The sequence below is a fragment of the Streptomyces sp. 5-10 genome, assembly GCF_014712245.1.
Taxonomy (GTDB): Bacteria; Actinomycetota; Actinomycetes; order Streptomycetales; family Streptomycetaceae; genus Streptomyces; species Streptomyces violaceusniger.
Genome location: NZ_JACVYG010000003.1, coordinates 205,878 through 225,519, shown reverse-complemented (window position 1 = coordinate 225,519; position 19,642 = coordinate 205,878). Strand labels below are relative to the sequence as shown.

The 19,642-nt window shown below is 71.5% G+C and carries 17 protein-coding genes; 7 read left to right on the top strand and 10 right to left on the bottom strand.

Annotated features, from left to right (window positions below; genetic code table 11):
• Positions 1–28 precede the first annotated feature (28 nt).
• The 5 genes from IEJ02_RS05510 to fae form a co-directional block, all read right to left on the bottom strand.
• Positions 29–1,198 carry an iron-containing alcohol dehydrogenase family protein gene (locus tag IEJ02_RS05510; protein ID WP_191063647.1) on the bottom strand — a complete coding sequence of 390 codons (1,170 nt, stop codon included), beginning with the start codon at positions 1,196–1,198 and terminating at the stop codon, positions 29–31.
• A gap of 46 nt (positions 1,199–1,244) precedes the next feature.
• On the bottom strand, positions 1,245–2,180 hold the full coding sequence (locus IEJ02_RS05505) for an NAD(P)-dependent oxidoreductase (protein WP_191063646.1): 936 nt from the start codon (positions 2,178–2,180) through the stop codon (positions 1,245–1,247).
• Between the two features lie 75 nt (positions 2,181–2,255).
• A complete protein-coding gene (locus IEJ02_RS05500) occupies positions 2,256–3,776 on the bottom strand; it encodes an aldehyde dehydrogenase (protein ID WP_191063645.1) in 1,521 nt (506 codons plus the stop codon).
• Positions 3,773–4,885 (bottom strand): mandelate racemase/muconate lactonizing enzyme family protein, encoded by a 1,113-nt coding sequence (locus tag IEJ02_RS05495; RefSeq protein WP_191063644.1) that lies wholly within the window; start codon positions 4,883–4,885, stop codon positions 3,773–3,775. Before IEJ02_RS05495 ends, IEJ02_RS05500 begins: the two co-directional genes overlap by 4 nt.
• On the bottom strand, positions 4,882–5,421 hold the full coding sequence (gene fae / locus IEJ02_RS05490) for a formaldehyde-activating enzyme (RefSeq protein WP_191063643.1): 540 nt from the start codon (positions 5,419–5,421) through the stop codon (positions 4,882–4,884). The genes IEJ02_RS05495 and fae overlap by 4 nt, the downstream gene beginning before the upstream one ends.
• Before the next feature lie 210 nt (positions 5,422–5,631).
• Here fae and IEJ02_RS05485 point away from each other — a divergent pair, with 210 nt between their 5' ends.
• The 3 genes from IEJ02_RS05485 (at position 5,632) to IEJ02_RS05475 (ending at position 9,643) form a co-directional block, all read left to right on the top strand.
• Positions 5,632–6,504: an IclR family transcriptional regulator gene (locus IEJ02_RS05485; protein ID WP_317985727.1), complete on the top strand. Its 873-nt coding sequence runs from the start codon at positions 5,632–5,634 to the stop codon at positions 6,502–6,504.
• Between the two features lie 172 nt (positions 6,505–6,676).
• Entirely contained in the window at positions 6,677–8,155 is a 1,479-nt protein-coding gene (locus IEJ02_RS05480) for an NAD-dependent succinate-semialdehyde dehydrogenase (protein WP_191063642.1), read from the top strand.
• Between the two features lie 123 nt (positions 8,156–8,278).
• Positions 8,279–9,643 (top strand): MFS transporter, encoded by a 1,365-nt coding sequence (locus tag IEJ02_RS05475; RefSeq protein ID WP_191063641.1) that lies wholly within the window; start codon positions 8,279–8,281, stop codon positions 9,641–9,643.
• A 409-nt stretch (positions 9,644–10,052) separates the two neighbouring features.
• Here IEJ02_RS05475 and IEJ02_RS48240 read toward each other — a convergent pair whose 3' ends face one another.
• The gene (locus tag IEJ02_RS48240) at positions 10,053–10,193 is read right to left on the bottom strand and encodes a hypothetical protein (RefSeq protein WP_223863408.1); all 141 of its coding nucleotides are present in this window, start codon (positions 10,191–10,193) and stop codon (positions 10,053–10,055) included.
• A gap of 127 nt (positions 10,194–10,320) precedes the next feature.
• On the opposite strand from IEJ02_RS48240, the gene IEJ02_RS05470 reads away from it, so the two are divergent.
• The gene (locus IEJ02_RS05470; protein WP_191063791.1) at positions 10,321–10,905 is read left to right on the top strand and encodes a hemerythrin domain-containing protein; all 585 of its coding nucleotides are present in this window, start codon (positions 10,321–10,323) and stop codon (positions 10,903–10,905) included.
• A gap of 118 nt (positions 10,906–11,023) precedes the next feature.
• Here the strand turns inward: IEJ02_RS05470 and IEJ02_RS05465 are convergent, their stop codons facing one another.
• The 3 genes from IEJ02_RS05465 to IEJ02_RS05455 all read right to left on the bottom strand — a co-directional run bounded on the left by IEJ02_RS05465 (position 11,024) and on the right by IEJ02_RS05455 (position 13,102).
• On the bottom strand, positions 11,024–11,518 hold the full coding sequence (locus IEJ02_RS05465; RefSeq protein WP_191063640.1) for a DUF5709 domain-containing protein: 495 nt from the start codon (positions 11,516–11,518) through the stop codon (positions 11,024–11,026).
• Between the two features lie 97 nt (positions 11,519–11,615).
• Positions 11,616–12,638, bottom strand: coding sequence for a hypothetical protein (locus IEJ02_RS05460; RefSeq protein ID WP_317985726.1), 1,023 nt, complete (start codon positions 12,636–12,638; stop codon positions 11,616–11,618).
• Positions 12,639–12,739: 101 nt separating this feature from the next.
• Entirely contained in the window at positions 12,740–13,102 is a 363-nt protein-coding gene (locus tag IEJ02_RS05455) for a DoxX family protein (protein ID WP_191063639.1), read from the bottom strand.
• Positions 13,103–13,274: 172 nt separating this feature from the next.
• Here IEJ02_RS05455 and IEJ02_RS05450 point away from each other — a divergent pair, with 172 nt between their 5' ends.
• Complete coding sequence (locus tag IEJ02_RS05450) at positions 13,275–14,159, top strand: LysR family transcriptional regulator (RefSeq protein ID WP_191063638.1); 885 nt, start codon at positions 13,275–13,277, stop codon at positions 14,157–14,159.
• Here IEJ02_RS05450 and IEJ02_RS05445 read toward each other — a convergent pair.
• Positions 14,134–16,269 carry an alpha-galactosidase gene (locus tag IEJ02_RS05445; RefSeq protein WP_191063637.1) on the bottom strand — a complete coding sequence of 712 codons (2,136 nt, stop codon included), beginning with the start codon at positions 16,267–16,269 and terminating at the stop codon, positions 14,134–14,136. The genes IEJ02_RS05450 and IEJ02_RS05445 overlap by 26 nt on opposite strands.
• 234 nt (positions 16,270–16,503) lie before the next feature.
• Here IEJ02_RS05445 and IEJ02_RS05440 point away from each other — a divergent pair, with 234 nt between their 5' ends.
• Positions 16,504–17,679 carry an ROK family transcriptional regulator gene (locus tag IEJ02_RS05440; RefSeq protein WP_191063636.1) on the top strand — a complete coding sequence of 392 codons (1,176 nt, stop codon included), beginning with the start codon at positions 16,504–16,506 and terminating at the stop codon, positions 17,677–17,679.
• A gap of 122 nt (positions 17,680–17,801) precedes the next feature.
• Entirely contained in the window at positions 17,802–19,640 is a 1,839-nt protein-coding gene (locus IEJ02_RS05435) for an alpha-galactosidase D (protein ID WP_191063635.1), read from the top strand.
• The last annotated feature ends 2 nt before the right edge of the window (positions 19,641–19,642 follow it).

The following is a 19,642-nucleotide window of genomic DNA, read 5'->3' as shown; positions in this document are numbered from 1 at the left end:
CGTCGCCTTGGACCAGATGGGCTGCTGATCAGTATGTGGTGGTGAGGATGTTCAGGACCTGCGCCCGATCGGGCGACAGCGGATTGTTCTTCGTCACCGCGTCCGCCACCGCCCCGGCGGCGATGGAGGGCAGCATGGCGCGGTCGGCGCCGAGCGTGCTCAGGGGCCGTTTCACCTCGACGGTGCCCGCGATCTCGCGCACCCCGTCGATGGCTGCCCGCGCCCAGTCCCCGTCGGCGGGCGGTGCGAGGCGCATGGCACGCGCCACCTGTTCATAGGCGCCCTGTGCGGCGGGAGCGTTGAACTCCATCACCTCCTCGAGCACGGCGGCGAGGGCGACGCCGTGAGGGGTACCGGTGTGCGCGGTCAGCGCGTGGCCGATGCCGTGGACGAGCCCGAGTCCGGAGAGGGTGAGTGCCTGCCCCGCGAGATGGGCTCCCAGCATCAGTTCGGCGCGGGCGTCGAGGTCCGAGCCGTTCCGGTACGCGGCGGGCAGGGCGCGGCTGACCATGGCCACGGCCTGGGTGGCGTAGGCGGTGGAGATCGGGTTCGCGCCGCGCGAGGCGAGCGACTCGATGCCGTGCACGAGGGCGTCGATCCCGGTGGCGGCGGTGGCGGGCGCGGGCAGGCCCAGGGTGAGCTCCGGGTCGAGCAGCGCGATGCGCGGCTTCACCGACGGGTGGCCGATGTACACCTTGCGGCGGGCGGCGGTGTCCTCGATGACCCCGAAGCCGTTGGTCTCGGCGCCGGTGCCGGAGGTGGTGGGGATCGCGACGAGCGGTAGCCCGTCGGCCGCCTCCCAGAGGTCGTCGGCGTCGGCGGCCGTGGCGCTCGGGTTGCCGACCAGCAGGGCGATGCCCTTCGCCGCGTCGAGTACGGAGCCACCGCCGAGGGCGACGACCGCGGCGGTGCCGAACGTACGGGCCCGTGCGGCACCCGCGTCGACGTTGGCGGTGGACGGGTTGGGCGCCACTTCGTCGTGGACGGCGTACTCCAGCCCGGCGGCTTCGAGGGCCTTGAGGACCGGTTCGAGGACGCCTGCGGCGCGCAGACCGCGGTCGGTGACGACGAAGGCGCGATCGTGGCCGGTTGCCGCGATCAGGGCGGGGAGTCGGCCGATGCGGCCGGGGCCGAACTCGATGCGGCAGGTGGGGTCGATGCTCAGCGGTGCGGGACCGCCGGGCCCGGAAGAGGTCATGGGTGCGGCTCCTGACGTCGTGGGGCGGGGTGGCGTTCGCTCGTCGTCAGACCGCGACGGTCGCGTCCACCGGCGCGGTGGTCGGGACGGCCAGCCGGAACTCCTGCCCGGCCAGGGCCTCGTAGAGGCGGACGGGGCTCATCTCGCCCGCGAGATCGCCGTGCTCGGTCCTGGAGCGGCGGAAGATCTGCTCGACCACCGCCGACAGCTCGGTGGGCACGCCCAGGTCGCGGCCGAGATCGATGGCGAGGCCGAGGTCCTTGCAGGCGAGGACCATGGCGAAGGAGTCGTCGTAGTCCCCGTCGGTGAGGATGCGGATGAAGTCGTGCTCCAGGAAATAGGACGCGGCGGAGCTCTTGAGCAGGGAATCACGCAGCAGGCCGAGGTCGACGCCCGCCTTGGCGCCCATCGCGAACACCTCGGAGGTGGCCACGAGCTTGCTGAACCAGAGCAGGTTGAGCAGCAGCTTGACCGTGTAACCGGCGCCGAGCGGGCCGACGTGCAGGATGCGCTTCGGGTCGCCCATCGCCTCCAGCGCGGGCAGCGCGGCCCGGAAGTCCTCCTCGGCACCGCCGACGAAGATCTGCAGGGTGCCGGAGTCGGCGCCGTGTGACATCCCGCAGACCGGCGCGTCCAGCCGGCGCACCCGCTGGGCGTCCAGCACCTCGGCGGCGATCCGCTCGGCGGCCGCCGGGGTCGAGGTCGACATGTCGACCCACAGGGTCCCCGGCGCCAGGGCCGCGGCGGCGCCGCCCCGCAGCAGGACATCCTCGACGACACGCGGCGTCGGCAGGCTGGTGACCAGGAGCTCCACGCCGTCCGCGCACGCGGCGGGGGTGTCGGCCCAGTCGGCGCCGAGCGCGAGATGCTCCGCGGCGGCCTCGGGGCGGATGTCGTGCACGGTGACCTGGTGTCCCGCCTGGATCAGATGGCGGGCCATGTGGCGACCCATGTTGCCCAGGCCGATGAAACCGATCCTCATCGTTGTCCTCGCTGTGGTGAGAAGGGAAGTAAAGGGAGAGGGGCGTTGTGGAGGTGGCCGCGAACCGTCTCCGGTTCAGGCCAGGTTGACCCAGGTGGTCTTCAGCGCGGTGTACGCGTCCCAGGCGTGCAGGGACTTGTCACGTCCCGCGCCGGTGGCCTTGAAGCCGCCGAACGGGGTGATGACATCACTGGCGTCGAAGGTGTTGATCCAGACCGTCCCGGCCCGCAGCCGCTTGGCGGCGCGGTGGGCGACGGCCACGTCCCGGGTCCAGACGGAGGCGACGAGCCCGTAGTCGCTCTCGTTGGCCAGCCGGATTCCCTCGTCGGCGTCGCCGTCGTAGGACACGATGGCCAGGACCGGGCCGAAGATCTCCCGCTGGGCGACGGCTGAGGTGTTCACCACCCCGTCCAGGACGGTCGGTTCGACATAGCTGCCGCCCGACTCGGTGAGCGTGCGGCCACCACCGAACACCACGGTCGCCCCGTCCGCCACGCCACGCTCGATGTGGCCGAGGACCGTGGCCAGCTGGTTCTCGTCGACCAGGGGGCCCATGACGGTGGCCGGGTCGAGCGGATCGCCCACCCGGAAGGTGTCCGCGGTGATCCGGCGCACGGCGTCCAGGAGCCGGTCCTTGACGGAGGCGTGGACCACCACGCGGGAACCGGCGTTGCAGGTCTGCCCGGCGTTGTAGAAGATGCCCCATGCCACGGCCGACGCGGCGGCCTCGATGTCGGCGTCCGCCAGCACGAGCTGGGGAGACTTGCCACCTGCCTCGACCGCCACCTGCTTGCCGTTGGACTCGCCCGCGTACACCTGGAAGAGCCGGGCCACCTCCACCGAGCCCGTGAAGGCGATCTTGTCGACCTCGGGGTGGCGGCCGAGCGCCTGCCCGGCTACCTCGCCGCGCCCGGGGATGACGTTGAACACCCCGTCCGGCAGACCCGCCTCGGTGGCGAGGGCGGCCAGCCGCAGCGCGGCCAGGGACGTCTGCTCGGCGGGCTTGAGCACGACGCTGTTGCCGGTGGCCAGGGCCGGGCCCAGCTTCCAACTGGCGATGAGCAGCGCGTAGTTCCACGGGATGACCGCGCCGATGACACCCAGGGGCTCCCGGGTGATCAGGGCGAGCGCGTCCCCGGGGGTCGGCGCCACCTCGTCGTAGGTCTTGTCGATGGCCTCGGCGTACCAGGCGATGGTCTCGGCGGCCTTGTCCACGTCGATCCGCACGGACTCGGTGATGGGCTTGCCCATCTCCAGGGTGTCGAGGAGGGCCAGCTCCTCCGCGTGTCCCCGGATCAGGTCGGCCCAGCGCAGCAGGACGCGCTTGCGCTCCTTGGGCGGAAGGTCACGCCAGCGTCCGTCCTCGAAGGCGGCGCGCGCGCCGCGTACGGCACGGTCCACGTCCTCGGCGCCGGCCGCCTGCACCTTGGCGAGCACCGCGCCGTCGCGTGGCGAGAGGCTGGTGAAGGTGTCGCCGGAGAGGGCGTCGGTGAAGTGGCCGTCGATGAACGGCCTTGTCTCGAAGGTCAGTTGGTCGGCCGCGGCGAGCCACTGGCCGTGCGTGCGGGAGAGCAGGGCGTCGATGCCGTGCGTCATGTGATCCTCCACCGGTCGATCGCGTCTTCGTCCAGCTCGATGCCGAGGCCCGGCCTCGCGGGCACCTCGAGGTCGCCGTCGCCGGCCACCCGTACCGGGTCGGCGAGCATGAAGTCCCGGCGCTCCGGGGTCCACCCGGGCGGGTCGTAGGGGAACTCGAAGTACGGGCCGCCGCCGACTCCCGCCGCCACGTGCAGATTGGCGAGCACACCGATGCCGTTGGTCCAGCTGTGCGGGGTGAAGTGGCGGTGCTTGAGCTGTGCCACTTCCGCCAAGGTGCGGGCGCGGTGCATGCCGATCGCGAGCACCACGTCCATCTGGTAGATGTCGAGGGCGTCCTCTTCGAGGTAGCGCAGCAGCTCGGTGGGGGAGTGGTGCATCTCGCCCGCGGCGATCCGCACCCCGGGGTTCTCGGCCCGCAGGCGCTTGAAGCCCGCCACGTCGCAGTAGGGCAGCGGCTCCTCGACCCAGAACACATCGAGTTCGGCCAGCCGCGCGATGATCTTGCGGGTCCGGGCGAGGTCGGTGGCGCCCGCGGTGTCGCCCGCCATGCGCCACGACTGGTTCAGATCCACCATGATCTCGAAGTCCGCGCCCAGTTCCTCGCGCACCGCGCGGACCGCGGCGATCCCCTCGTCCACCCGGTTGCGGTCGATGCGGATCTTCATCGCGCGGAAGCCCGCCTCGCGGACCTTCAGCGCGGTGGCCACGCGCTCCTCCGGCGATTTGAGCTCACCGCAGGAGGCGTAGGCGGGCAGCTTCGTGGCCGCGTTGCCGAACAGCTCCGCCACCGGGCGGCCGTGCACCTTGCCGATGATGTCCCACAGCGCCGCCTCCAGCGGCCAGTAGTGGGCGCCGTGGAAGTTCGCGGTCTCGATGGCCTTGACGTGCCGGGTGATGTCGAGCGGATCCTCGCCGACGAACAGGTGCTTGTAGGTGTCGAAGCCGTCCATGAGGTCACCGGAGCCAATGCCGGTGATCCCCTCGTCGGTGTGGACGCGGACGATCGTCGCGTCGAAGTGGCGCCGCGGCTCGGGGTCCCAGGCGGCCCGGAACGGCGGGTCCAGCTCCAGCCGCAGCCGGTCCAGGGTGATGTCCGTGATCTTCATCGGGCGAGCGCCTCGGAGGTGGGGGCGTAGAACGGGTTGGCCGGGCCTTCCCCGGCGGCCGCCAGGACATCGGCCACGGTCGGGGTGGCGTTCACCGCGGCCCGCACCGCGTCGTACGCGGCGGAGCGCTGGTTGCGGAAGGACACGTCCAGGTCGTCGACCGCCGGGTTCACCCAGATCGCGGCGATGATCAGCAGATCGTCGGCCTCCTCGGCGGGCAGCAGACCGTCCCGGACCGCGTCCGTGACGCCCTGCGCCAGACCGGCCTGGGCGGAGCCCCACGTGGCGCGCTGGTGCAGCTCACCTTCCGCGGCGGCCTTCGTCACGAACAGCGTCAGCGGCTTCACCGGCACCGAGGGCCGCACGATCGTCAGGAACGGGACGTGTCCGGCGCTGGGCGTGGCCAGCGCCGTGGCCCAGGCCGTCTCGACGGGTCCGCCCTTGCGTCCGATCACGACGTTCGTGTGCGCGGCGTTGGCACCTTCCCCGGCGAAGGCCTCGCCGATGAGGGCGGCCGGGGCAAAAGGCGATGGCATGGGATCTCCTGGATCTCCGGGAGCGAGGATTCGGCGGACCGAGGGGATGAACCTCGCATTCACCGCAGTTCATCCGGTCCGATGCGGCGAATCTAGAACCGCCGCCACCCCCTCGCAAGGCGCCCGCTGGAATCGAAATGCCGGTTGCTCTCACGACAACCCGGCGGCTGACCTGGGGGTTCCCACAGGCACGCCTTTAGGATGGCGCGCGTGACGAACCTCCCCCCTCGCGGCACCGACGGCCCCGAGGACCCCGCCGACGCGCACGGCGCGGGCCCCCGAGCCGGCTCCCCTGGCCGCGGAGAGACCACCGCCCCGCGCGGCCACGGGCTGCGCCGTGACATCGACCTGCTGGAGGCGCTCGCCTCCGACGAGGCGCAGAACGCCGGCGGACTCGGCGTCGTACGCCTGGCGCAGCTGGTGGGCCGGGAGAAGACCCAGGTCTCGCGCGCCCTCAAGGCCCTGGCCGCCGCGGGGATCGTGGAACGGGACCCCGACACCCTGGAGTACCGGCTGGGCTGGCGGCTCTTCTCGCTGGTCGCGCGGACCTCGCAGAACCGGCTGGTGCGCATGGCCGAGCCGGTGATGCACGCGCTGTCGGCGGACGTGGAGGAGACCAGCCATCTGTGTGTCCTGAGCGACCGCGAGGTGCTCACCCTGCTCTCGATCTCCGGCCACTCCTTCCGCGTCCACGGCTGGGAGGGGCGCGGAGTGCCCGCGTGGCAGACCTCGGCCGGGCGGGTGCTGCTGGCCGATGCCACGCCCGACGAGCTGTACGTCCGCTTCGGCACCACCTCCACCCCGCCGATTCCCGAACTGTGGGCGCTGATCCAGGAGGCGTCGCGCCAGGGGTACGCGAGGGTGAGCGAGGAGTTCGAGGCCGGTCTGGTCGGGGTCTCGGCGCCCGTGCGCGACTTCCGGGGGCGCGTCGTGGCGGCGATCAACATCTCGGCCCCCAAGTCCCGCCTCGGCGACCGCCTGGACCAGGCGGGCCACACCACCGCCAAGGCGGCGGCACGCGTCTCCGCGCTGCTGGGCTGGGAGCCGCGGCACACCCCGTTCCCCCGGGCACGGCTCACCTGAGGGCGCCCGGACCGGGCGGCCGCGCCCGTCCCCTCCCTCTCGTATGCGATGAGTTGCCCTGACAGCAACCAGCATTGCGATCCGAGAAGCGGCCTTGTCGGCCGTATGACGCGCTCGTAAATTCACCGCGAACCGGACCAGCCCTCGTTCGGAACGGAGAAAAGAGCAGCTCATGAACCTCCCCGGCATGGAAACCCTCGTCAAGGCACCGTTCGCCGAAGGCGATGTGTTCATCGCCGGCCGCTGGTGTGCGGCCGAGGACGGACGGACGTTTCCCGTGCACGACCCGGCCACCACGGAGCTGATCCGCGAGGTGTCCGCGGCGGGCCTGGGCGACGCCGTGGCGGCGGTCGACGCGGCCCACGCGGCCGCCGCCGGATGGCGGGCGACGCCACCGCGCCGTCGCTCGGAGGTGCTGCACACCGCCTTCGCGCTGATGCGTGAACACACCGACACGCTCGCCCGCCTGATCGTCCTGGAGAACGGCAAGGCGTACCGGGACGCGGTGGCCGAGGTCGGTTACGCGGCGGAGTTCTTCCGCTGGTTCGCCGAGGAGGCGGTACGGATCGGCTCCTCGTTCGGCGACGCGCCCGGTGGCGGCTTCCGCCACGTGGTACGCAGGCACCCGGTGGGCGTCACCGCCTTCGTCACCCCCTGGAACTTCCCGGCCGCCATGGCCACCCGGAAGATCGCCCCGGCGCTCGCCGCCGGCTGTCCGGTGCTCCTCAAACCGGCCCCGGACACACCCCTCACCGCCCTCGCCATCGCCGCCCTGATGAGCGAGGCGGGCCTGCCCGACGGTCTGCTGAACGTGCTGCCCACCGACCGCGCACCCGAGGTGGTCTCCGTCTGGCTGCGCGACGAGCGGGTCCGCAAGTTCTCCTTCACCGGCTCCACCGCCACCGGCCGGAAACTCCTGGAGCAGGCGGCGCCGAACGTCGTCAACGTGACCATGGAACTGGGCGGCAACGCGCCCTTCGTCGTCTGCGAGGACGCCGACGTCGACGCCGCGGTGCGCGGTGCGATGGACGCCAAGATGCGGGGCGGTGGCGAGGTCTGCATCGCCGCCAACCGGTTCTACGTCCATCAGTCCGTGGCCGCCGAGTTCACCGAGAAGTTCGCGGCGGCCATGACCGCGGTACGCGCCGGAGCGGGTCTGGAGGAGGGAGTCACCCTCGGCCCGATGATCAACTCGACCGCCGTGGAGTCCATCCGGTCCCTGGTCGACGACGCGGTGGCGCGTGGCGCGAAGGTCGCCGCGCGGGGCAGCGTGCCCGAGGGCCCCGGCTGCTACCATCCGGCGACCGTCCTGGTGGACGTCCCCGAGGACGCCCGGATCATGAACGAGGAGGTCTTCGGGCCGGTCGCGCCCCTGGCCACCTTCGCCGACGAGGACGAGCTGGTGGCCCGCGCCAACGCGACGGTGCACGGACTCGCCTCGTACATCTACTCGCGCGACGTGGCCCGGGCCCTGCGCCTCGCCGAACGCCTGGAGAGCGGCATGGTCGGCCTCAACCGTGGCCTGCTGTCCGACCCGGCGGCGCCCTTCGGCGGCGTCAAGCAGTCGGGTCTGGGCAGGGAGGGCGGCCGCGAGGGCATCGAGGCGTTCCTGGAGACGCAGTACATCGCCCTCGACTGGCCGACCGGCTGACGCACCCGCTCCCCGCTACCGGCTCATTCCCCCTCTCCCCGCCACTTTCCCCCGGGCCCCCGGCTCCTCCCGGGGCCGCTCCGCCCGGGGCGGCGTTCTCCCCCTCTAGGTAAGGACCCGCGCATGGCAACGACGCCTGTGACCGAGCACAACGAGCCCAGCACACCGCCGGGCGCACCCGCCACCGAACGCGAACGGAAGCGGCTGCACACCAAGCTGAAGCTGGCCACCCAGATCGGCCAGGGAATCGACGGCTACATCATCGGTGGCATCGGCCTGGCGATGGGGGCGATCACCGACGACCTCCAGCTGACCTCCGTGGAACAGGGGATGGTCGGGGCCGCGCCGCTGATCGGCATCTTCGTCGGAGGGCCGCTCTTCGGCCGGCTGGCCGACCGGTTCGGACGCCGGCCGGTGTTCCTCATCGACATGTTGATCTTCCTGGTCGGCTCGGTGCTCCAGTTCTTCGTCGTGGACGGCCCGCAGCTCTTCCTCATCCGGCTGGTGATGGGTGTGGCGATCGGCGGCGAGTACGCGATCGGCGCGCCGCTGCTGTCGGAGTACGCGGGCCGACGTGGCCGCGGACGGCTGCTGGCGAGCCTGGAGATCAGCTGGTACCTGGGGTACGCGCTGGCCACGGTCGTGGGGGCGCTGTTCACCTCCGTCGACGGCGGGTGGCGGTGGTCCCTGGCGAGCAGTGCGGTGATCGCGCTGGTGTGCGTGGCCCTGCGCGGTGGCATCCCGGAGTCCGCGCGCTGGCTGCTGAGCCAGGGGCGTCGGGACGAGGCGGAGGCGCTGATCGAGAAGTACGGCATCGAGGTGGACGTCGCCGCGGAACTCGACGAGCGCGACGAAGTGCGGCAGGACGGGTTCCGTGCCCTCTTCAGCCGGCAGCATGTGCGCTCCACGGTGTTCGCCAGCGTCTTCTGGGCCGCCCTCGTGCTGCCGTACTTCGCCATCGGCACCTTCTGGACGGACGTCTTCGAGGCCCTGCACATGGGGGACAACGCGGTGGCGGCGCTGCTCGTCTACTCCTTCACCGCCGTGGCCGGTGTCACCGCGGGGTGCCTGGTCGTGGAGCGGATCGGCCGCCGCAAACTGCTGATCCCGCCGTTCTGGATCACGGCGGCGTGTCTGGCGCTGGTGGCGGTGTGGCCGTCGTCCACCCCCGTGATCGTCGTCGGCTTCCTGTTCTTCATCTTCCTCAACGCCGCCTCCTCGGCGCTGACCGCGGTCTATCCGCTGGAGGTGTTCCCCACGTCGCTGCGCACCACGGGCGTCGGCTTCGCCACGGCCATGAGCCGGGTGGGCGCCGCGATCGGTACGTTCCTGCTGCCGATGGGGCTGGACCACTTCGGAGCGGAGTTCGTGCTCCTGGTCGGCGCCGGAGTGCTGGTGGTCGGCGCCGTCGTGTCACAGTTCCTGGCGCCGGAGACCACCGACCTGGACCTGGCCCGCGCGGCGCGAACGGCCCGCGAAGGGGCGTAGCGGCACGCGCCGGGCCCGCCCGGTGTGCGGACCCGCACCCGGTGTGCGGATCGCGCACACCGGGCGGGCGCTCACATGGCGTCATTTCCTCGCGCTTTCCGCCGTCACAAAGTGAGGGGAAGTCAACGGAGGGCAGGGAGCGCGAAAGAGCGGAGCGCGAATGGCTCAACGGCCGGTGGCACAGATGGCGCTGGCTCGGCAACGACTTCCGGATTCCGGCTCAGGACGTGGGCGCCCCCGCGCGCATTCTGGTGGAGGTGTGCCCTCCGCCTCGGGAGGGACCACGTCCGGCCGGTGTCGGAAGGGCCCTGGCCGCACCGGTGGGGAGCCAGGCGGCAGATATATGCAATGTTTCTGGCTCGGAACGGATTCTTCCGCGCCGATCCGTGCCACACTGAACGTAGGGCCCTCACCGCTCCCCCGTCGGTGAGGGCCCTTTGCTGTCGGCGCTGTCGGCCCCGTTGGCCGACGTCCCAAGGGTCGGGCCGACGGCGTAGTCCGCGCCCAGACGCCCGCGGCCCGCGTCCACCGGCGTGGTGGTTGCGGACACTTCACACCACGCCTTCCGCGTGGGCACCAGCGCGGTGTAGTGGCCGTATCAGTGATGCCTGGTTTCCCCCGCGGTATCGAGGTGACCCATAGACCGCAGAGGAACCAGCGAAGGAAAGGACGTGGCGATGAGCGCGGCGGACGCGGAACGCAGGGAGGCAGCGCGGCTGCCGGAGGGCGATGTGGTGGCGATCCTGCTGGAGCAGCACGCCCGCATCCGGGACCTCTTCGAGGACGTGAAGAGCGCCGAGGGCGAGCACAAGCAACAGGCGTTCGATGAGCTGCGGGCCCTGCTGGCGGTGCACGAGACGGCGGAGGAGATGATCGTCCGGCCGGTCGCGCAGGACACCGTCGGCAAGGAGGAGGCCGAGGCCCGCAACCACGAGGAGGAAGAGGCCAACAAGGTGTTGGCCCGGCTGGAGAAGATGGATGTCACCAGCCCCGACTTCGACGCACAGCTGATGGAGTTCGAACGCTCCGTGAGCGACCACGCCGAACACGAGGAGCGTGAGGAATTCCCCGGTGTGCGTGCCGGGCGGACCGAAGAGCAGCTCAGGAGCATGGGAACGCGGCTGCGGGCGGCCGAGAAGATCGCCCCCACCCATCCCCACCCCTCGGCGGCGGGTTCACCGGCGGCGCAGTGGACCGTAGGCCCCTTCGCGTCCCTGGTCGACCGGACACGGGACGCCATCAACGCGGCCACGGGCGGCTGACACCGACACTCGCCTCCTGACAACCGGCCGGGGCGCCGGACCGGCGGCACTGCCCGATGGTGGCACCGCCGGTCCGCCGAGTCTCCGGCAGCGTGGCGCGGGCCGACCGCGAGCGGGATCAGCGATCCGGTTCCGCGTCGCCTTCCGCTTCGAGTTGCTCATCCGGGACGGTGTGCACGGCGGCTTCCTCGGCGCCGGCGGCGCCCGCGTCGATGCCTTCGTCCCTGGCGATGACTTCCTTGGTGGTGTCGGTGTGCGCTCCCTCGTCGGGGGCGACGAGTCGGCCCGCGCGGTCCGTTCCCGCCTCGGGGTCGATCGGTTCGCCCTCGCCCTCCCGCACATCTCCCACCTCGTCGCCCGCCGGGGCTTCGACATCGGGGGTCTCTTCGGCCAGCCGCTCGTCGAGCGTCTCGCGCTCGTGCTGTTCGGCCGCCGTCGTGCCGTGCTTGGTGACCCCCAGTGGCTTCTCCGGCGGCGAGTAGCCCTCGTCGAGCATCTCGTCGTAGTCGCGCTCGTCCAGGGAGTCCTGGGTGTCCAGGGGGGCCGCGTCCTCCTGCTCCTCATTGCTACCGGTCGGCTGATAGACGTCGTCTGCCCTGTCGTCGCTCATCATCGCTGCCTCCCTCGCATGGTGCTCTTGTTCGGCCTTCGGCCTGCCTGGGCCGTCCGGCGCGAACTCATGTGGTCGGGTTTCCTGTCTCGCCTTTTCCTCACACCGTCGGCGGTTCTGCTTGATCGGCGAGTTGCTCCGCTTGTGCCGCCACGTCCGTGGCCCGCCGCCTCGCCTCACGGACCGCCCGGTCCGCCTTCCGCACCCGCGTGTGGGCCTCCCGGACGGCTTGATCGGCGTCCCGCTGCTCGTCCTCGGCCTCCTTGAGCTGTTTTCTCAGGTCCACCAGACGCTGCTGCGCCTGGTGTTTTCGCTGGTCGGCCCGGCGTTGCTCGTCCTCGGCCGTGGTGAGGTCCCCCTCGCGGGCGCGCAGGTGGCGCTCGGCGTCCTCGGCCTCCTGAAGTGCACGGGCCTGCCGCTCCCGCTGTTCGCGGCGCTTCTCCTGTTCCGCGCGGCGCCGCTCCCGCTCCTGGCGTTCCCGGCGCCGCTCCCGCTCCTGTTCCGCGCGGCGCCGCTCCTGCTCCTGGCGTTCGCGGCGCCGCGAACGAGCGGCGTCCAGGTCGGCCACCCTGCTGCCGGAGGCCCCCTCGCCGCGGCGCGGGGTGGTGGCGGGCGGCGCGGACCGGGCGGCGTCGGCGACGAGCGCGAATCCGGTCGGTGCCGTGAGCGGCTTGGCCAGTCGCCCCCGCACCCATTCCTGTCCCGCGTCCGGGTCGGCCAGCACGGCGCGCAATGTCTCCTCCACCTCGCGCTGGGCGCCCTCGCCGATCGGTTGCCCGGCCTGGGCGGTCAGCTCCCTCGCCTGGCGGGCGAGTGCCGCGATGACCTGGCGCTGCTGTGTGGCCAGCTTCCGCAGTTGCCCGCCGTCCAGATCCTGGTGTGCTTGCCGCAGGGCCTCGCCGAGCTGAAGGACCTGCTCGGCTTCGTCCGGCTGCCGCCGCACCAGCAGATTGCTCGCCCACGCCGCCTTGGTGGGGCGGCGCAAGCGGCGGATCCGCTCGGCCAGCTCCCGGTCTCCCGCGGTGCGGGCGTCCTTGGCGCGCTCGTCGCGGGTGGCGGTGAAGTCCGCCGGTGGCGGGGCGTACAGCTCATCGGCAATGGCGTCCAGATCGTCCAGGTCCACCAGCCCTCCTGCCCGGCGCGGGTCAACCTCCTCGGATCATTTTGTCACCTTTTGGCGAGGCGGGCCGCTGAGTGGCCCTGCCCGATGTCTGATGTCTGATGTCACAGCCATGTCGTCGCCGGCCAGATGGTCACGGCCGCGACGAGAAAGAGCGTGATGTTGAGCGCCACCTGGCGGTCTCCACGGCGCAGGTGCACCCTGGTGGCGCCGATCTGCAGGACCACGAACCCAATGGCCGCGGCGAGGGCCAGCCAGGGCGCGATGCCGGTCAGCGGCGGGAGGACCAGCCCGGTCGCGCCGAGCACTTCGATCACGCCGATGGACCTGACGGCCGCCATCGGCGTGGTGTCCACCCAGGCCATCATCGGCCGGAGCCGTTCACGGCTCCGGACCACCTTCACCCCGCCCCCGTAGAGGTAGAAGAGGGCGAGCGGACCGGCGACGATCCAATACGCCACGTTCACGATTCCCGTCCCGTCTTCCTGGCGACGCCGGTGGCGGGCCCGGTGGCGTAGCGGCTCATCGCCTGGACACTGGTTTTCGGTTCTTCAGTCACACCGGGATTCCACCGCCGGGCCGCCGCGCCCGTCCAAGACTTCTTCCGCGGTGTCGATACCGGATGGGTATCGTTGCACCATGGAGCTACGCACGCTGCGCTATTTCGTGGCGGTCGCCGAGGAACTCCACTTCGGCCGGGCCGCCGTCCGGCTGCACATGAGCCAGCCGCCACTGAGCCGGGCGATCAAGCAACTGGAGACAGAACTCGGCGCCGCGCTGTTCCACCGGTCGTCCGCCGGTGTCACGCTCACCCCGGTGGGGGCCGTGCTGCTCGACGAGGCGCGCGCCCTGCTCGACCACGCCGACCGGGTGCGCGTACGCGTGGCCGCGGCGGTCGGCACCGCGAGCCTCACCGTGGGGATCCTGGGGGACAGCACCGACCCGGGCGCCACCCGGCTGGCCGGTGCCTACCACCGGCGGCACCCGGGCGTCGAGGTCCACATCCGCGAGACCGACCTCACCGATCCCACCTGCGGGCTGCACGCCGGGCTGGTGGACATCGCCCTGACCCGAGGGCCGTTCGACGCAACCGGCCTGACCGTGCACGAGCTGCGCGCCGACCCGGTGGGTGCCCTGCTGCGTGCCGACGATCCGCTGGCCCGCCACGACAGCCTGAAACTGGCCGACCTGGCGGACCGCCGCTGGTTCCTGTTCCCGGAGGGCACCGACCCCCTCTGGCAGTCGTACTGGAACGGCGGGGAACCTCGCGAGGGCCCGGTCGTGCGTGGCGTCCAGGAATGCCGGCAAGCAGTGCTGTGGAACGGCACGGTCGGCATGACGCTCGTGGACCACGAGCCGCCGGAAGGGCTCACCGTGGTGCCGCTGATCGACATGGAGCCGAGCCGCGTGGTGGTGGCATGGAACGAGACGGACACGAATCCCCTGATCCGCTCCTTCGTCCAGATCGCCACCGCCGCCTACCGCGACAGCGGCGGTGCTACGCCTCGTCCTGCCCCACTCTGACCAGGTGTACGGCCGTGCTCGCCCAGTCACCGGACGGGAGGTCCGGGCGGAACCCGTACTCGGCGAGCACGGTGGCGTGGTGCACCTCGCCGGTGCGGGAGTCGCGGTAGCGGGCGCCGGGGGTGAGCCCGCGCAGCCGTACCGGCAGCCGAGGGAGTCCATGGCGCGGGCCGCGCTGCCAGGCCAGCACCAGGGTCTCGGCGCCGTCCTCGGCGGCGTACTGCACCACGGTCGGCGCCTCGCCGTGCGGTCCGGACAGCCGGTACAGCGCGCCGTACTGGACGAGGTGGCGCACCCGCTTGTACTCGGCCACCAGGTCGGCGCCCTCGGCGAGCTCCTCCTCTGACCAGCGGGCGAGATCCCCGCCGATGCCCAGCAGCCCGCACATCGCCACATGGAAGCGGAACCTCAACGGCACGGTGCGGGAGGTGAGTTGGTTGGGCACATCGGTCACCCACGCGGACATCGCCCGCGCCGGGTGGAGCTGACTGAAGCCGTGCTGGATGACCAGACGGTCGACGGCGTCGGTGTTGTCCGACACCCACGCCTGGTCCGTGCGGGCGAGGATGCCCAGGTCCACGCGTCCGCCACCGCCGCTGCACGTCTCGATGCGCAGCCCGGCGTGGTCGGCCCGCAGTCGGTCGAGGACGCCGTACAGATTGGCCACGTAGCGCGTCCACAGCCGGTCGTGGCCGTCCGGAGCGCCGGGCCACCCGGCCTCGCTGAAGGCGCGGTTCATGTCCCACTTGAGGAAGTCGACGCCGTGGTCCGCGACCAGCCGGGTCAGCCAGCCGTGGGCCCAGTCGGCCACGTCGTCGCGGGCGAAGTTCAGGACGAGTTGGTTGCGCAGCTCGCTGCGGGGCCGGCCGGGGGTGTGCAGGACCCAGTCGGGGTGCTCGCGGTAGAGGTCGCTGTCGGGGTTGACCATCTCCGGCTCCACCCAGATGCCGAAGCGCATGCCCAGGCGGTGCACCGTGTCGGCGAGCGGGCCGAGGCCCCGCGGGAAACGCTCCCGGGCCGGGGTCCAGTCGCCCAGCCCCGCGCGGTCGCTGCGCCGGGCCCCGAACCAGCCGTCGTCGACCACGTACAGCTCCACACCCAGGGCGGCGGCCCGCTCGGCCAGCGCCTTCTGGTTCGCCTCGTCCACGTCGAAGCCGGTGGCCTCCCAGGAGTTGTAGAGCACGGGCGCCACCTCGCGTCCGTGCGGCAGGACGTGGCGCAGCGTGTAGGCGTGCCAGGCCCGGCTCGCCGCGCCGAACCCGCCGTCGGTGAACAGCCCGGCGAACACCGGGGTGGCGCATTCCTCGCCCGGCGCGAGCGGCACGCATGTGCCTTCGTGGCCGACGCCACCGGTGAAACCGGCGCGCCCGTCCGGTGTGCGCTGTGCGGTGATGCGCCAACTCCCGCTCCAGGCGAGGGCGGCGCCGAACACCCGGCCGTGCTCCTCGCCGGTGTCACCCGCGTCCACCATCACCCAGGGGCCGGCGTGGTGGCTGGTGATGCCACGTCGGCTGGTCAGCACGGTCTCCCCGTGCGGCAGGCGCTCGCGGCGCAGTTGACTCTCCGCGGACCACTGCCCGGTGACATGGCTGAGCCGGTAGTCGGCCAGCGGCGGCAGGGACCAGGCCGCCGAGTCGGCGCGCAGCAGGCTGACACGTTGCTCACCGTCGTTGCGCAGCACCGTCCAGCGCTCGATGACATCCGTGTCGTCCCGCACCCGGTAGTGGAGCGCGACGTGCAGCGGATAGTGGCGGTCGCGGAATTCCAGACGGAGTTCGCCGACACCGTCGGACGGTGTGAGGACGCGGTGCCCGGTCGGCTGCCACTCGAAGCCACGCGAGCCGTCCTCGTAGCGGACCTGGAGGGACGGCGTGCCGTAGCGGGTGCCGCCGTCCACCGGCAGTTCCTCGCCCACCGCGGGCCGCCCCTCGAAGCTGCTCGCCGCCTCCCCGGCGGGTAGGACCAGCTCCTCCGCCTCCCGCGGCGTCAGCCGAGGCCCCCAGGCGAGGTGGCAGGGCGCGCCCGTCTCGTCGATGTGCACGGCGTACGACGTACGGGGCGTGGTCAGCAGCCAGACCCCGGTGTCCGGGGCACGGGAGATCGTCGGCATCGGGCCTCACGTTCGAAGGGCGGCGGGGGAGCGGCGGGTGCCGCGTACGGATGCGGGCAGACTCGGCGAGTGAGGGAAGAGGGTCGCCCGGTAAGCCAACGAGACCTTCGATCGCATGTCAACACCCCCGCAGGAGTCGCGCTTTGGAGGCGGGATCAGGCCTCACAGGCAATCCTCAGGAGATTCTTGCTTCTTTCATTGACAGTGGAAAATAAGGGGCCTAGGTTCCCGGCCATGTCCTCGCCCTCCGCTGTCGAGTCGTTCCCGGCGCACACGTCGGCCGCCTCGCAGATCTTCACCACGGTCCTGTCGCAGGGCCCCCTCACCCGCCTGGAAGTGGCGCGGCGGGCGGGGCTGTCGGCCGCGGCCGTCACCAAGGCGGTCCGTCCCCTGATCGAGGCCGGCTACCTGGTGGAGGACGTGGACGAGGGTGCGCGCCCGGCACTCGGGCGGCCCGCGAACCTGGTGCGGGTGGATGGCGGCCGCGCGCTGTTCATCGGGGTCAAGGTGACCGGGGACACGGCCATCGGTGTGCTCACCGACCTGTGCTGCCGGATCCTCGTCGCCCGGCACATCCCCCTCCCCGCCCGCGACCCCAAGGCGGTACTGGGGACGGCCGCGGAACTCGTCCGGGAATTGCTCATCGAGGCGGACGGCCTCGGTGTGCGCGTCGCGGGCCTGGGCATGGCCGTCTCCGGCGATGTGGACCGCGCCGAGGGCGTGGTGCGCTACTCGCCCTTCCTGGAGTGGCGCGATGTGCCACTCGCCGAACTCGCCGCCATGACCACGGGGCTGCCGGTGACAGTCGACAACGACGTGCGCGCGCTGACCGTGGCCGAGCAGTGGTTCGGGGCGGGCGTGGGGCTGTCAGGGTTCGCCGTCGTGACGGTCGGCGCGGGCATCGGCTGTGGCCTCGTGGTCCACGGCAGGGTGGTGGCCGGGGCTCACGGCGTGGCCGGTGAGATCGGACACGTCACCGTCGACCCGGCGGGCCCCCGCTGCCACTGCGGCAACCGTGGCTGTGTGGAGGCCATCGCCGGCGACGACGCCATCGTCCGTCAGGTCCGCGCGGCCACCGGGGTCCAGGTGGCCGACGCGGTCGAGGCCGCCGGGCTGGCCCACGACGGCGTCACCGGCGCACGGGAGGTCTACGCACGGGCAGGCGACGCCATCGGCCGAGCCATCGCCACCGTGGCCAATCTCCTCGGCCCCGAACGCGTGATCATCTCCGGCGAGGGTCTGGCCGCCTACGACCTGTTCGCCGACCACATCCGTGACGCCTTCGCCACGGCGGCCTTCGGCTCCGCGGCGCGGTGCGACGTACAGACCCGGCCGCTGCCGTTCGACGAGTGGGCTCGTGGAGCCGCGGCCACCGCCATCCAGTCCTTCATCAGGTCAGACGCGAACTAGCGCGGGCTGCCATTCCCCCACCGCCGGTCGGGACAAGGGCAACCTCCGCCGCCGTACCCCCGAACCCCGCCGCACCTCCCCGCCACCCCGTCCCCCGAACCGCACCCCCAGGAGGTAGACCCATGCGGTCACCCTCGTACTCCGTCATGCCCGTACGCGGTCTGAGATCCCTCGTCGTCCTGGCCCTCGCCGCGGGCCTCGCCACGGCCGCCCCGGCGGCGCGGGCACAGCCCGACGACGGCAACGCCACCACGGCCACCCCGGCATCCTCGGCCACCGACACCGACACCGCCGCCAAGCCCTATATGGGATGGACCAGTTGGAGCATGCAGTCGTCGAAGTACCCGGGCCTCAATCCGAACGGCGACTACAGCTACCTCACCGAGGCGAACGTCCTCAAGCAGACCGACGCCCTCGCCGCCAAGCTCAAGAAGTACGGCTACGAGTACATCAACATCGACGCCGGCTGGTGGCGCGACTACGCGTGGACGCCCGAGTTCGACGCGTACGGCCGGCAGAAGGCCGACCCCGTGCGCTTCCCCAGCGGCATGAAGTCGGTCGCCGACCGCATCCACTCCAAGGGCCTCAAGGCCGGTATCTATCTGCCCGTCGGCCTGGAGAAGGAGGCGTACGGCGGCGGCAAGGTGCCGATCTGGAACGCCGAGGGCTGCACCACCGCCGACATCGTCTACGACGACCTGCGCACCACCAACGGCTGGGACAGCGCATACAAGATCGACTTCTCCGATCCCTGCGCACAGAAGTACATCGACTCCCAGGCGCGGATGTTCGCCGACTGGGGCTATGACTTCCTCAAGCTCGACGGCGTGGGCCCCGGCTCCTTCAAGAGCGGCGACAACTACGACAACGTCGCCGACGTGGCCGCCTGGCAGAAGGCGATCTCCGCCACCGGCCGCCCGATCCACCTGGAGCTGTCCTGGTCGCTGGACATCGGGCACGCCGCCGACTGGAAGAAGCACTCCAACGGCTGGCGCGTCGACACCGACGTCGAGTGCTACTGCAACACGCTCGTCAGCTGGGAGAACTCCGTCGACGACCGCTGGGACGACACCCCGGCCTGGACCCGGCACGCCGGCCCCGGCGGCTGGAACGACCTCGACTCCCTCAATGTGGGCAACGGCGAGATGGACGGCCTCACCAGGGCCGAGCGGCAGAGCTACGCCACGCTGTGGGCGATCGCCAAGTCCCCGCTCTACACCGGCGACGACGTGACCAAGCTGGACTCCTACGGGCTGTCGCTGCTGACCAACCGCGAGGTCATCGCCGTCAACCAGGGCGACAACCCGCCCGCGCGGCCGGTCACACCGTCCGACCCCCAGCAGGTGTGGGCAGCCAAGAACCATGACGGCAGCTACACGGTGGCCCTGTTCAACCTCGCCGACAGACCGGCCTCGGTGACCGCCGACTGGTCGACGCTCGGCTTCACCGGCAAGGCCGCGGTGCGGGATCTGTGGAACCGCGAGAACCTCGGCACCCACAAGAACGGGATCACCCAGGCCCTGCCCGCCCACGGCTCCCGCCTCTTCACGGTCACCCCACGCGGCGACGCGCTCACGTGGACCGGTATCGAGGCCGAGTCCTCCGCGAACACCCTCGGCGGAAACGCCTCCGTGGCCGACTGCGCGGCCTGCTCCGACGGCCGCAAGGTCGGCAACCTCTACACCGGGTCCAGGCTGACCATCAACAACGTCGAGGTGGGCAGGGCCGGCACCTACCAGATCAAGGTGGCCTACATCAGCGGCGACGCCCGCTCCGCCGATGTCTCGGCCAACGGCGGCGGCGCCACCCGCCACACGTTCCCCTCGACAGGCGACTGGTCCACCGTCAATAGTGTCTACGTTCCGGTGACGCTCAAGGCCGGCTCCAACACCATCACGTTCGACAGCGGTTCCGGCTACGCACCGGACATCGACCGGATCGACGTACCGAAGTCCTCCTGAAC

Coding starts and splice junctions, on each gene's coding strand:
- IEJ02_RS05445 (WP_191063637.1), bottom strand. CDS start 16,269: ATGCCGACGATCTCCCGTGCCCCGGACACCGGGGTCTGGCTGCTGACC.
- IEJ02_RS05435 (WP_191063635.1), top strand. CDS start 17,802: ATGCGGTCACCCTCGTACTCCGTCATGCCCGTACGCGGTCTGAGATCC.
- IEJ02_RS05470 (WP_191063791.1), top strand. CDS start 10,321: ATGAGCGCGGCGGACGCGGAACGCAGGGAGGCAGCGCGGCTGCCGGAG.
- IEJ02_RS05505 (WP_191063646.1), bottom strand. CDS start 2,180: ATGAGGATCGGTTTCATCGGCCTGGGCAACATGGGTCGCCACATGGCC.
- IEJ02_RS05450 (WP_191063638.1), top strand. CDS start 13,275: ATGGAGCTACGCACGCTGCGCTATTTCGTGGCGGTCGCCGAGGAACTC.
- IEJ02_RS05510 (WP_191063647.1), bottom strand. CDS start 1,198: ATGACCTCTTCCGGGCCCGGCGGTCCCGCACCGCTGAGCATCGACCCC.
- IEJ02_RS05440 (WP_191063636.1), top strand. CDS start 16,504: ATGTCCTCGCCCTCCGCTGTCGAGTCGTTCCCGGCGCACACGTCGGCC.
- IEJ02_RS05465 (WP_191063640.1), bottom strand. CDS start 11,518: ATGATGAGCGACGACAGGGCAGACGACGTCTATCAGCCGACCGGTAGC.
- IEJ02_RS05495 (WP_191063644.1), bottom strand. CDS start 4,885: ATGAAGATCACGGACATCACCCTGGACCGGCTGCGGCTGGAGCTGGAC.
- fae (WP_191063643.1), bottom strand. CDS start 5,421: ATGCCATCGCCTTTTGCCCCGGCCGCCCTCATCGGCGAGGCCTTCGCC.
- IEJ02_RS05475 (WP_191063641.1), top strand. CDS start 8,279: ATGGCAACGACGCCTGTGACCGAGCACAACGAGCCCAGCACACCGCCG.
- IEJ02_RS05480 (WP_191063642.1), top strand. CDS start 6,677: ATGAACCTCCCCGGCATGGAAACCCTCGTCAAGGCACCGTTCGCCGAA.
- IEJ02_RS05500 (WP_191063645.1), bottom strand. CDS start 3,776: ATGACGCACGGCATCGACGCCCTGCTCTCCCGCACGCACGGCCAGTGG.